Source organism: uncultured Anaerobiospirillum sp. (assembly GCF_902485895.1).
Lineage (GTDB): Bacteria > Pseudomonadota > Gammaproteobacteria > Enterobacterales > Succinivibrionaceae > Anaerobiospirillum > Anaerobiospirillum succiniciproducens.
In genome coordinates, this window is record NZ_CABTML010000051.1 from 41306 (window position 1) to 54816 (window position 13511).

General features: G+C 43.7%; 9 protein-coding genes. 1 reads left to right on the forward strand and 8 read right to left on the reverse strand.

Annotated elements, in window-relative coordinates:
* Window positions 1-922: 922 nt before the first annotated feature.
* The 7 genes from purB to RDO37_RS04105 all read right to left on the reverse strand — a co-directional run bounded on the left by purB (window position 923) and on the right by RDO37_RS04105 (window position 11476).
* A complete protein-coding gene (purB, locus tag RDO37_RS04075) occupies window positions 923-2290 on the reverse strand; it encodes an adenylosuccinate lyase (protein ID WP_308498204.1) in 1368 nt (455 codons plus the stop codon).
* 443 nt (window positions 2291-2733) lie between these two features.
* Window positions 2734-3405: a DUF489 family protein gene (locus RDO37_RS04080; protein WP_052338952.1), complete on the reverse strand. Its 672-nt coding sequence runs from the start codon at window positions 3403-3405 to the stop codon at window positions 2734-2736.
* A gap of 212 nt (window positions 3406-3617) precedes the next feature.
* Window positions 3618-4844, reverse strand: coding sequence for a tRNA 2-thiouridine(34) synthase MnmA (mnmA, locus tag RDO37_RS04085; RefSeq protein WP_308498205.1), 1227 nt, complete (start codon window positions 4842-4844; stop codon window positions 3618-3620).
* Entirely contained in the window at window positions 4844-5308 is a 465-nt protein-coding gene (locus RDO37_RS04090) for an NUDIX domain-containing protein (RefSeq protein ID WP_027939634.1), read from the reverse strand. The genes mnmA and RDO37_RS04090 overlap by 1 nt, the downstream gene beginning before the upstream one ends.
* A gap of 847 nt (window positions 5309-6155) precedes the next feature.
* Entirely contained in the window at window positions 6156-7412 is a 1257-nt protein-coding gene (icd, locus tag RDO37_RS04095; RefSeq protein ID WP_027939632.1) for an NADP-dependent isocitrate dehydrogenase, read from the reverse strand.
* 412 nt (window positions 7413-7824) lie between these two features.
* Entirely contained in the window at window positions 7825-10044 is a 2220-nt protein-coding gene (locus tag RDO37_RS04100; RefSeq protein WP_308498206.1) for a hypothetical protein, read from the reverse strand.
* A 1303-nt stretch (window positions 10045-11347) separates the two neighbouring features.
* Window positions 11348-11476 (reverse strand): hypothetical protein, encoded by a 129-nt coding sequence (locus RDO37_RS04105; protein WP_308498207.1) that lies wholly within the window; start codon window positions 11474-11476, stop codon window positions 11348-11350.
* 707 nt (window positions 11477-12183) lie between these two features.
* Between RDO37_RS04105 and RDO37_RS04110 the strand changes: the two genes are divergently transcribed.
* Window positions 12184-12333, forward strand: coding sequence for a hypothetical protein (locus RDO37_RS04110; RefSeq protein WP_308498208.1), 150 nt, complete (start codon window positions 12184-12186; stop codon window positions 12331-12333).
* A gap of 616 nt (window positions 12334-12949) precedes the next feature.
* Here the strand turns inward: RDO37_RS04110 and infA are convergent.
* A complete protein-coding gene (infA, locus tag RDO37_RS04115; RefSeq protein WP_027939629.1) occupies window positions 12950-13168 on the reverse strand; it encodes a translation initiation factor IF-1 in 219 nt (72 codons plus the stop codon).
* Between the last annotated feature and the right edge of the window lie 343 nt (window positions 13169-13511).

The window sequence follows — 13511 nt, forward strand, 5'->3', positions numbered from 1 at the left end:
CTAAGGTCGCTGTGAGCGGCCTTGGCACTCTTTTAAGCTAAATTAAACAGCCTTAACGCTGTCAAGTGCATAAGCGTGCTTGGGGTTTAGTGGTGGCATGGCATACGGTACATATCTTATGAACCAAGGGTGCTTGAGCCACTAAAGTAGTTAGCGAAAAAAATTATAAAACTTACTATCTCATAGCCCATAACAAGCTAGATAACTATGCTTAGCAATTTACTCATCAGTTAAAGCTAAGCTCCTCAAGCTAGGGGCTTTAGTAGCTAGAACCATTGGGTCTAGTACAAATAGTAGTTACAGATGTCTTTTGCTAGCGATGCGCTTTACCGTGGCTGTGATCTTTACTCGTAAAAGAGCTTTTTGTTATGAGCCATGGCTATCTATTTTGTTTAGATAGTAGCGCTTTAAAATCGCATCATCAGCTAAAAAAGCGCAGATGAGCCATTTATTAGTAAGACTTAGCGTAAGTCCTTGTAGCTAAAACACATCCGTGCATAGTATGGCTGTAGCATATAGAGTTAAGCATCATTTCTATAAAGCTTAGCCATAGACCTCATCACCTTATATTGAGGGAGAGGAGGAGGGTGTAATACACCTAATCAGTATGGCAGACTCAAAGCCCCGTGATAGGCTTTAAATCTTATCTGGTCGCGATGCGACCCTCAAAGAAGTCTCATTAAACTCTATTGGTCTTATAAAACCTCTTTGAGGGGAACATCATGGCAAAGCAAGTAAAGGTTCATGCAGATCATGATTTACTTGCTTTGCCAAATTAGCTTGGCTTAAAACGGCAAGAGTAGTTTTGCCTTTGAAGCTAAGACTGTTCTAGCTTAGTCATTTGGCTAAGACTGTTCTTTCTTAGCCATTAGGCGAAGACTAGTTTTAGTTTTGCCGTTAAGGCTAATGCATGGGGACTAAATTAGATGTCCTTGGCAAAAGCAACAGCGCGGCCAATGTAGGTCTCAGGAGTGAGCTTGCGCAGCTGCTCCTTAGCCTCCTCAGGGATCTCGAGAGTATCGATGAACTTGAGCATGGTCTCGGCGTTAACTTCACGACCACGAGTGAGCTCCTTGAGCTTCTCGTATGGGTTAGCGATGCCGTAACGACGCATTACAGTCTGATATGGCTCAGCTAAAACTTCCCAGTTGTGGTCAAGCTCGTCACGTACGTGGGCCTCGTTAGCCTGTAACTTGGAGATGCCCTTTAAGGTGCTCTTCCATGCTAATACTGAGTAACCGCAAGCAACACCTAAGTTACGTAAAACGGTTGAGTCAGTCAGATCACGCTGGAAGCGGGATACTGGTAACTTGGCAGCTAAGTGAGCGAAGATGGCGTTAGCAAGACCGATGTTGCCCTCAGAGTTCTCAAAGTCAATTGGGTTAACCTTGTGAGGCATGGTTGAAGAGCCGATTTCACCAGCGATGGTCTTCTGCTTGAAGGTGCCGTAGGAGATGTAGCCCCAAATGTCACGATCGAAGTCTAAGATGATGGTGTTGAAACGCTCTAAGGCATTGAATAACTCAGCGATGTAATCGTGAGGCTCAATCTGAGTGGTGTAAGGATTGAAGGTAAGGCCTAAGGACTCCTCGAACTCCTTGGAGAAGGTGTACCAATCAACCTCAGGGTAGGCGCTTAAGTGAGCGTTGTAGTTACCAACGGCACCGTTGATCTTACCCATGATCTCAACAGCGGCGATCTGATCGCGCTGACGACGCAGACGGTAAACAACGTTAGCCATTTCCTTACCTAAGGTGGTAGGAGAAGCAGGCTGGCCGTGGGTACGTGCCATTAATGGCAGCTCAGCATACTCATGAGCTAAACGAGTGATCTCGCTAATGAGTTCATCGCACATTGGCAGGAGAACTTCATCACGAGCAGTCTTTAACATCAGAGCGTGGGAGTTGTTGTTGATATCCTCAGAGGTGCAAGCAAAGTGGATGAACTCTTTGACCTTGGAGATCTCTTCGTTGCTAGCAGTCTTGTCCTTTAAGAAGTACTCAACAGCCTTAACGTCATGGTTGGTAACAGCTTCACGACGCTTGATGTCTTCAGCATCTTCAACAGAGAAGTTAGCAATGATGTCATCGATAAAAGCGATGGTCTCTTTTGAAAAAGCTGGAACTTCTTTAATTTCAGGGCAAGAAGCTAATTTCTTAAGCCAGGTGAGCTCAACCTGAACACGGAAGCGCATTAAGCCATACTCTGAGAAGATAGCGCGCAGTTCCTTTACTTTAGATTCGTAACGACCATCAAGTGGAGAAATCGCGGTAAGCGGCGATAATTGCATAACTGACCCCAAAAGTTGAAGTAATGTAGGCATTGACGTAGCCATGTACTAGACGTGAGCACATGCAGCTAAATATGTAATTCTGCACTGCACAGCCCGCCCCGTCAATGAAAAAAACTTATTTTGTCTGCATCTAAAGCGCAAAACCATGCTGCAGACTAACTAGACAAAAGCTAAGCTAGCTTAAAAAAGCGCCGTTGCAGTGCAATGGCAGCCCATGATCTTTTGATCGCCTTAAACGTTACTAAAGTTAATCAAGAGTTTTTTAAACAAGCTGCAACAATCTATTGATGTTTGAGTAAATGATCTGCATATGCTTAACTACGTGCTTAAGCTTAGTAGTCTTGGTACTCAAGTAACTTTAGTGTTGTGCTTTTGCAAGTGTTAAAGCAAAAACAGCCATCTAGTTAGATAGCTGCTTTTGGTCTTTAACTAAGACGTAATTAACGGAGACCGCCTTGATGCTTAGAGATGATCTGACGGGCGCACTCAATAATGTTCTTATAGTGGAACATTAATGAATAACGCTTGCCACCCATCTGATGCCAGAGCATGGAGGCACGGATGCCTGATAAGAGCAGGGCTCTAATCATCAGCTGGAACTCACTGCGGCTTAAGTAGCTCTCCTCACCGTAGATGATGAGCTTAGGGAAGTTAGGGCTAATTAAACCAGAGTAAATGCCTGAGTAGAGCTTGATGACATCGTAATCAACTAAGACATTATTCTCGGCAGTTTCATAGTTTGGATGCATAGCAAGTACTTGATCTCTGAGTCTATCTACCTCGCTATCAAGCTGCTTTGAGACCATAGACTGACGCTCTAAATTAGTCTCAAGTGACATGATAGAGAAGGCGATCTTGATTAACTCTGCATTCTTAGGCTGAGCGGCCTCTTTTGGATATAAAGAGGTGAGAAGCTGAGTTAAACCAGGGATCATGGTTGATGGATTATAGATGTCCTCAACAGTGTTTGGATTAGTGATGATGAGAGCACGCATTAAAGGAGCAATGGCGCTTTCATCAACTTTACCGAAACGAGCAACAGTTTGGATTTGTGCAGCAGACTGGAACACGCCTGCGAGCGCAAGAGTTTCGGCGTAGGTATTGGTAGACATTGTTAAGGACTCCTACTCTTAAGAGCATCCATAAAAACTACGATACTAATACTTTAATTGTTTAAGTGCTCGGCTGAAGGCACACATAAGATTTTGTTCGTTAGACGATCTTACGATCTTATGCTTTGAATGCAGCCTAGTCACAAGACTTTAGCACTCTTGAGTAAGGCAAAACTTAGGAGCAATGCTTAAAGTTTTGCCAAACAAAATTCTTATTTAATCGGCTCTTCAATAATTGCACCGCCTAAACAGTCAGCACCATTGTAAAAGACCACAGACTGTCCTGGAGCTACTGCAGAGACTGGGTTATCAAAAGTAACCTTGAGCATGGATCGCAGGCCGTTTGACTCAGTTGCTGTAGCAGGGCTTGAGTTTACTTGAGTGCCATTATCATCGAGATAAACTCGCTGCACTGTACATGCAACATCAGGCTGACGATAGCGAACCTTGCAAGTGCACTTAAGTGGCAGTTCAGGTAGGCCTACAATCCAGGTCTCATTACCAGCAAGTAAGCCATTGGAGAACAAGGCTGGATGGTTATGGCCTTGAGCTACGATAAGGGCATTGTTAGCCATGTCTTTATCCACAACATACCATGCCTCACCAGTACCATCGGCGCTACCTCCAATGTGCAGGCCCTTGCGTTGACCAATAGTGCAGTACATTAAACCAGGATGCTCGCCAACTACCTTGCCCTCAGTTGAAATGATTGGGCCTGGAGTAGAGGCATCAGGTAAGTACTGATGCAAGAATTGACCAAAGCGCTTTTCGCCGATAAAGCAAATGCCTGTGCTGTCCTTTTTCTTGGCAGTGACTAAGCCACGCTCTAGAGCAAGTTCTCTTACACGTGGCTTTTCAATATGGCCAACTGGGAAGAGAACGCGGCTAAGCTTATTTGGACCAATGGCGTGCAAGAAGTAGCTTTGATCTTTATTCTTATCTAAGCCACGCAGTAAATGCGCATCTGCTCCGATGCCGCCATCAAAAGATCTGAGGCAATAGTGACCAGTTGCAATGAAGTCAGCGTTCAAATCCTCCATGGCGTAATCCATGAAAGCTTTAAACTTAATCTCTTTATTGCACAGGATATCTGGATTAGGAGTACGACCCGCGCGGTATTCGCTTAAGAAGTTCTCAAAAACGTTATCCCAGTACTCAGCAGCAAAGTTGATGGTTTTAAGCTCGATACCAAGCTTGTCACAAACATCCTGAGCATCCTTACGATCCTCAGCAGCTGAGCAATAGGTGTCGTTATCGTCCTCTTCCCAATTCTTCATGAACAGTCCAGTGACGTTCATGCCTGCCTCTTTAAGTAAGGCTGCAGATACAGAAGAGTCCACGCCACCTGACATGCCTACTACGACGTTTTTACCTTTGAGCTCGTCATAAGGAATCTTGTCATCAAAGACATGGTCAGGAGCAAATAAAGTCTTAGACATTAGCCACGAACCGTAGTGATTAATGAAAGAGGGAAATTCTGACCCTTGTCGTAATCATCGAAAGATGAGCCGACTAAACGAGTACGCCACTGACTCTTGCGATTGTTGATCTCTTCACGAGTCATCCAGTGTACAGCTAAGATATCGCCATCAGGATCGGCTGGATGTGCCTTAGTAGGATCGTTGTCCTTGAGGCGAGCCTTGAAGGTAAAGCGGATAATGGTATCCTTTTCTTTTACGTAGTCGTAAATACCAACTAAGTGCTCAAGCTCAATTTCACAACCAGTCTCTTCAAGGCCCTCGCGCACGGCAGCCTCTAAAATGCTCTCTTTAGCATCGACATGGCCTGCTGGAATACCAAAGCAACGCTCGCCAGTATCCTGAAACTCTTCAACCATTAAAAAACGACCTTCGTGCTCAATGATGAGCGCAATGGTCAGATGTGGCTTAAAACGCTCGGCCATACATGCCTCTTGAAAAACCTAAATCTAAAAGCCTAGCAATCAATAAACAAATCGACTGCAGTGCTGATGCAAAGACAAGCTTATGCCTTTTTTCATCTACGATCCTTTGTCTACTGCGATCTTAGCGCATAACGCCAGTGATCTTTTGTTTGCTGCGATCTTAACGCATAACGCCAGTGATCTTTTGTCTACTGCGATCTTAACGCATAACGCTAGTGATCATTTGCTTGCTGCGATCTTAGCGCATAACAATAGCGATCTTTTGTCTACTGCGATCTTAGTCTAGATGCGGCCATTAGATGGGGTTATTAGTATTAATTGGGTACCTGTTTGCACTTAGGCTCAAGCCTAGAGTAGCAGGTGGTGATGGAGTAATGCTGCTAAAAAAGATCATGACTGCTTGCAGCTTACTGCAACATAAAGCGAGTCAAAAATCAGCACAATTACTTCACAAAACCCGTAATTTTATCAAAAGCAGAGTAATTTTGATAGCTGCGAGACTTCTAGCAGCAGCTTTATCTTAATCTTGGTGCATGTAAATAATTAATCACATGCATATTAATAGACAGAACAGCATTGCCCACAAACATCAAAAGTGACTCGCTCGCTTGATGATAAAAACTGTCTTAACTACTCTCGCTAGAGGCCTAAATTACAAGGAATCAGCTGTAAATAGCTCTTAAGATTTGTGCTTAGGGTGTGGCGCTTAAAAATGCAAAAGGCAAGATCACGCATCCTAGGTTAGCTAGGGTCATGATCTTGCCTTAAAGGGCATGCCGCAATGTAGCGGACTAGGGATCTTGTTTAGCGCCTTGCGCTAAGCAAGATAGTAGTTTGCCGTTGTGGCTTAGGCCATAGCCTGAATAATAGCCTTACCAAATTCTTGAGTAGATACTTGGGTAGCGTTAGGCATTTGAGCTGCAAAGTCAGAGGTGACGCGGCCAGCGCTAATAGCACCTTCCATACCCTTAACGATGAGATCAGCAGCCTCATTCCAGCCTAAGTGACGAAGCATGAGCTCAGCTGAGAGGATGATAGAACCTGGGTTTGCAAGGCCCTTACCAGCGATGGTTGGAGCGGTGCCGTGGGTAGCCTCGAAGATCGCAGCCTCAGTACCAATGTTGGCACCTGGAGCAATACCGATACCACCAACGATCGCGGCTAATGCATCAGAGATGTAATCACCGTTTAAGTTCATGGAGGCAACCACATCGTAGTCTGCTGGGTAGAGCAGGATGTTTTGTAAGAATGCATCAGCAATGCAATCCTTAACTACGATACGGTTGTTGGTCTTTGGATTGATGAATGAAACAACGCCCTTGTCATCAGCCTTAGCACCGTACTCACGCTCAACAAGCTCGTAACCCCATCTCTTGAAGCCGCCCTCGGTGAACTTCATGATGTTGCCCTTGTGAACGATGGTTACGCTCTTGCGATCGTGCTCGATAGCGTATTCAACTGCAGCGCGGATTAAACGCTCAGTACCTGGCTTACTCATTGGCTTGATACCAATAGCGCAGTGCTCAGTAAAGCGCAGCTTCTTCACGCCCATATCGTTTTGCAGGAAGTTGATGACCTTCTTTACCTCATCAGTATCTGCATCCCACTCGATACCAGCGTAAATATCTTCTGCGTTCTCACGGAAGATGATGGTATTGGTAAGCTCTGGCTGCTTAACTGGGCTTGGGGTGCCCTTGAAGTAACGTACTGGACGCAGGCAGATGTATAAATCTAAGCCCTGACGCATGGCAACGTTTAATGAACGAATGCCACCACCAACTGGAGTGGTTAAAGGGCCCTTGATGGCAACATGGTAGTCTTTGATAAACTCCATGGTCTCATCTGGCAGGTACACATTCTCGCCATAAACTTCGCATGAACGGCCGCCTGCGTAGATTTCCATCCAAGAAATCTTTTTAGAGCCAGCATAAGCTTTCTCAACTGCAGTATTTACCACCTCATGCATAACAGGAGTGATGTCTGCACCGATACCGTCACCACGGATGAACGGAATGATTGGGTTATTCGGTACCTGCAGCTTGCCGCCTGCATCAAGTTGAATCTTCTCACCTGCAGGAACAACTACTTTACTTTCAAAGCTCATGCTCAATCCTCAATAAAAATTAACTAAGCCATAAAATAGGCTATGCATAGGCTACGAGGTCTATGCAGATCTCATTAATCGTAAACTAAGAAAGTGTCTTTGCACAGAAAAAGCGAAAAAGTCTGTGAAGCTATGACATTAGCCAGCATTTATGCACAACTAAGGTGCTTTCTTGGCGCTTTAAACGCTATTGTGCACAAAAATAAGACAGTAGGCTGAGCAATATGGAGACAATCAAACAAAGCGCAAGCACTCAGTCTGAAAGCCGATGAGATGGGATTTTGTGGCGGCATGTGGATTTTGCAGCATGGAAATTAGTCCGCATGTGGATTTTGCCGCATGGAAATTAGGCTGCATTGGGATTTAGCGACATGCCGATTGGAGGGCATGCCGCATTTAAGATGGTGAGGACTTATTCGCCGGAGCTTAAGTCTACTGGGAGATTTTGGTCTTCTTGAGACATGCGTGGTCGTGAGGTCTCTAAGATAGCCTCGCGGCGCTCACGATCACGTTGAAGCTGCTCTAAGGCACGTGCCTTCGCTGTATCGATCTCACGTTGATGCTCTAGACGCTGCTGCTCGATGAGCTCTTGTTGCTGTGCCTTAAACTTTTGATCGTGCGCACTAAGCTTTGGATCGATAGTTTGATGAGCCTCTCTTAAGCGCTGACGCTCTTTAGAGTTTGGATCATGGGCATCGTAGCTACGTGGAGCTAAAGAAGGGCCTTTAGCCTGGTACAGTGGCTCTTCTTTTGGAGCGTTATGTGCGCCTTCTAGAGGAGTATTCTCTGGACGATAAGTATCATTATCGCCATAGCCAAATTCATTGTTACCAAAGCTAGGCTTTGATGTATCAGAAGCCGTTGCATTAGTATTTGCTCTAGCAGCATCATCTTTTCCAAAGATAGCTTCTAAGCGCTTATTAATATTCTCATTAGATGCGCGTTGTGCTGCAGCTTGGTACGCCTCAGCTACGGCTTGAGCGTCACGTACTTTAGCCTTCATCTGCTCCTCGGTGAGCTGACGTGGATATAAATTATTGTGCAAGATGCCTTCTTGCTTGGCTTTTTCTGATGAAGGTACGAAGTCTAAATCAGCAGCTGTTCCGTGCTGCTGAGTAGTGGTGCCATTGTTATAGCCAGAAATAGTGTTGGCAACAATGGTGGAGTCCTTATCCACAATGCCAGGAGCGGCTGATTGTGCACCTTGGTTTTCAGATGCGTCTGCACTTTTAGCTGAGCTTAAATATGCATACAATGGGCGGCCATTGTGATGCTTAACTAAACGCACCAGCATCTCCTTGACGCGAGAATCGTCTGGGGTGATGTAGGTTTTAAGATCACAGATATCCTTGCAGCGCATCTTCTTACAAAGATTGTTATCAAATGCACTATCGCAAACGGCTTCTTTGTAAGCGTTGAATACCTTCATTGAGTCGATGACATCAGAAAGAGTGTTCTCAACGTTGATATCCACTTCATCAGCGACTTCTTTAACACGCTCAATTACATCTTTAGGAATGGTAACGCTCTTTTCATGGCCTTGTTCGTCGGTGAACTTGCCATTAAGCATGCCAGACTTACGACCTGTAAATTGATAGCCCACATTGTAACCACTGCGTCTATCGAGCAGACGATAGGACATGCTCAAGGTTGGGTATGGGGTTTCAGAGAGATCGTGGATAAAGTGAGCGTAGTTACCATAGTCCTTAATATTAAGGATGTATGGCTCCTTTAAGGAGGTATCCTTTTGGTATGTAATCAAATTGGCCTTGTCCGACATCTGCATGCCGACGGTAAGGTCATTGTTGAGCTTGGTATGTGTAATGATAAGACCAGAGCTTTGAATACGTACGGAGCGACCATAGAAGTACTGAGTAGATGACTCTAACTCAGAGTTCTTAATGTAGTAGATGGTGTTGTACAGCGGATCATCTGAGTGCAGATTGGTCAGCATCTCAAAGACAATACGACCGCCAGTAACTACATAGGCTCGACCAAAGCCATCTGCTTTGCCATCGGCGCAGTTACCTTCCCAGAACACCATAGAATTTGGTTTTAAAACGCGATCAAGGGCGTCAGCGGTAATGGTGCAAGGTTCAGTCTTATTAGCTGGCTGCTTCTTTTGCATCATGCTGACATAGTTATCTGCATAATGCTTAACCATTTGCTCATGGGTTGTTAGAAGACTTCTTTCAACCTCAAGACTTGGTCCATTTTTTAAGATCGCAGAGCTGCCGATGAGGTACTGATCGACAGGAGTGTCAGCACCCTTTGCATTACTCATATTATGAGGTGCAGCTATTGAGGTATTTGCGGCAGCTAAAGAGAGAATGAGCGCAGTACAAGTACTTAAAGCCGCACCAAAGGACCAAAAACTCCTATGAGCATAATCATCATGATCATAGATGGTCACTTCGGTATATAAGGGTGCTTTTGCATTTTCATTGTGTTGCAGATGTGAGGCAAGCTCAAAAGAAAGGCTGCTAAGGTGCAAAGGAGCAATATCTGATTGCTCTGAACGTACAGAGGTATCTTCTTGATGAGATGCGCTTAGTAAAGCCTCGGCTTGTGCATTGAGTGATTCTTGTAAATGATAGTTAAGTGACTCAATAGCATTGTGCTCAGAGCGCAAAAAACTAGCCCTGCCAAAACTGACAGAGAAGGAGATGGCCTTCTGACAGAGTCGAGATGAGGCAAGCGCAAGCTTACCAAACAGCAAAGCAGGTTTAGTTTGCATATGTTGGTTTAACTAGGTATCACTCACTGTAAGCAAGCTAACTTTAAAAATGCATCGAGCTAGCTAACCACAATAAACTTTTGGTTGAGCAAAAGTATTGGAAAAGAACTTATGTAAGCACTTAGCTAATTACACGTTCTTAGCTTTAAGATACTCTGCTCTTATAAAAAACGCCTTTGAGGTTAGTGTATCAGCACATACACAGAACAAACTCAGTAAGACAAGCGTTAGACATTCAGATGTAGGTCAATGACTTACCATCAGCCACGCAATAAGCAATAGCATAGCATTACGGCGTCAAAAACTATAGCGCACTGTAGGTCATAGCTGTGTTTTTTGCGAGTTGTAATACATTTTAATTTCATATTGAGTCTTGCTTGCCAGGATTTTTGTAAGACTCATTTGCCCAAAGGCGGTTTTTGATGACACGAGATCATCAACACCTTGAAAGATGTTGTACAGAGCACCAAAAGCTTTGAATGACCACTCTAGCCTATCTTGAAGCAACCATTCGTATTTTGCATTGCACTATGCAAATACCGATTTTTAAGCATGTGAAGCTTAATTATTCTGCACAAACAAATTGATAAAGGCGCGTAATTATAGCTTAAATATGCACCATGTCAACTAGTATACAAGTTGTCAAAAATGGTCGTTTTTAGAGCGAGTCAAACACATAAAACTATCCATGCTTGATTAGTGAAAACTAACTTACAAGGCCTAATCAAACCCAATATGCAACTAACAAAAAAAACACGCCTAAGTGCATCAGCTCAAACGCAATTTATTAGTAAACAATGATGCAAATATGCAAGGTGCTAAACGAGTGTAATTAGCAGCGCTCAAAGCTAAAGGAAATACAAAGGCAAATCCAACTGCAAAGGCAACCCCATTAGGATCAGTTAAGGTGGTAAAGATAGTCTTAAGCTGGAGCTAAGAAAGCTAAAAATGACTTAGATTGAGGCTTAAGTAGCTAAAGTTAGACATGGGCACGATGCCAAGGTAGTTCAAGAGAGACTTTAGCTTGAGGCCAAGGTGGCTAAAGATAGACTTGGGCACGATGCCAAGGTAGCTTTAAGATGCTAACAGATGAGGGATTTTAGGTTCGTACAAGCCGCTAGCTTGTGGCTAGGGCTTATAGATTGGAGCTAGCTGTTAGAGGTAAAACTTAGCTCGAGGCGATGGTTTGGGGTACAGATTAGTTAGAGATATGATGATCTTCAGTAACGTCAGGATTAGTTTCAAGCAGATGTTGGTTAGCAATCACAACAGATGCGCAAACTAAGAAAGACAAGGTGATGACGATACCAGAGATCATTTTAATCATGCTATACAACCCAAAAGGCCTATAAGTTACTTGCTTGAGCAAGTTAACTAAGCGTCAATGAGAATATGCTAGATCTACCGTGCTTAGTTTTGGTTATCACACAAAACAGATGCTATCTGATTTGATGAAGCAACTCATAGTTGTCTTTAAAGTCAAAATCACACATCTAATTATGACAACTAAGATAAGTAGTTAAGCATTATCGCTTAGCGATGCTTTGTGCTGGGAGATTTGTTTCTAGCCCCAAAACACACATGCAAATGTATCCAAATCAAAACGGCCTTGCAAGCTAAATTTATGATCGCTGTCACGTTATATCTAGGTGTGCAAAAAAGTAATAAAGACTATATATAAGCTGTTTAAAGTGTAAAACTGTAAAATTTCAGCTACTTGTCATACCTTTTAGAAATTGCTGCAAAGCCTTATAACATCTAGTGTTTTCTTGTATACAAGTGCTCTTGGTAAAAATCGACATATTTTTTGTAAAAAATTCACAAGAGGCCTTGTTTTGATTCTTTTATGCCAACTTTATATCAATAACTTTGTGTATATATGCTCTCAAAACCATCAATAGAATGTAACATGTTTCATATAATGACAAGACATCATACAAAGCTTTAGCAAAATATCTCCATAAAGACATCGTGTACCTGCAAAATGGCTTATATGTCATATTTATACAGAGTATCTCACTCAAGTAGCCATCATTGGTAATCAAAAGCTGGCAGCCGCTGCAGCTCCATCAGTTCATCCTCATCCTCATCCTCATCCTCATCCTCATCCTCATCCTCTGTCTCAGCCGCTGCCTAGGCTTAGCCTCAGTCTCTGTATCAACCTATGCCTATGCCTATGCCTGAGCAAACGGCAGCACCTTAACTTCAATCTTTGCTGATAGCACGAGCCTTCATCAAATAAATAGCCCCTCAGCATACAGCTGCAGCAACCATCTAACTCGACTTCCACAACAAACAAGGGCTTACAAATGTATTGTGGTCTTGGTTCGGATGAGGCCGCTACCCCATTAACCTAAGCGCTAGTTCACAAGCAAGTTAGTAAAAGCAGCTTTTCAGGAACTTGAGCTCATCGATCACAGCATGGTGATTATGAGCCTATTTTGGGATCTGGCCTTGAATCGATCACAAAAAATGGAATCTTGTGATCAAGAGTCATTGAGACTGGTGGCGTGTGGCTTGTGAGGGGAACTAAACATTTGCAGCTGTAGATGCAATACGAGCTTGGGGCTTTGGTGATAATTGAGTGTATGGCTACGGTAGCCTAGCGATTCTTTTGAGGTTATTGGAGGTTAGTATTGTTTAAAGTGAGGCAGGGTAAGTGGAGGCTAGATGGTTTTACTGTGCCTAGAAACACAGCGGGCATCTATATGAAGCTATAGATGCCCTGCAGTCGTGACATTATGATGTCAGATTAGACAGATGCCTAAAGCTTTGGCAAGCTGTCAGCTAGCGCTAAAGATTAGCGAGCGCGGAAGGTAATACGACCCTTGGTCAAATCGTATGGAGTGATTTGAACGGTTACCTTGTCGCCAGTTAAGATACGGATGTAGTTCTTACGCATCTTACCGGAAATGTGGGCCATAACGATGTGGCCGTTCTCAAGCTCTACTTTAAAGGTGGTGTTTGGCAGGGTTTCAAGAACGGTGCCCTGCATCTCGATACTTTCTTCTTTTGCCATAAGTAAACTGTAATGATTTGAAAAACTGTGTTCAGGTTACGCTCTTTGAGCACCTTGCAGCAGATGTCACAACACCTGCAGAGCAATCTTGTGATCTGCTGTGTCTGAGCAATGAGCTGTTTTTGCTATACAAAGCTGCTTGGCATTGCCATAAACAGCTACCATCTTTGAGCCGTGAATTGCTCCTGCCAAATCTTACGATTATGGCGTGAGCTTCATGGCGCCGTTGCGCCAAATCTCATACGGTTAACAAGTTACCCATATCGGCTGAAACACGCAGCCGCTATCAAATAGCTTCTTTACAGAAGCATTTTTGAATACTTTTCTAATGATATTAATCTTA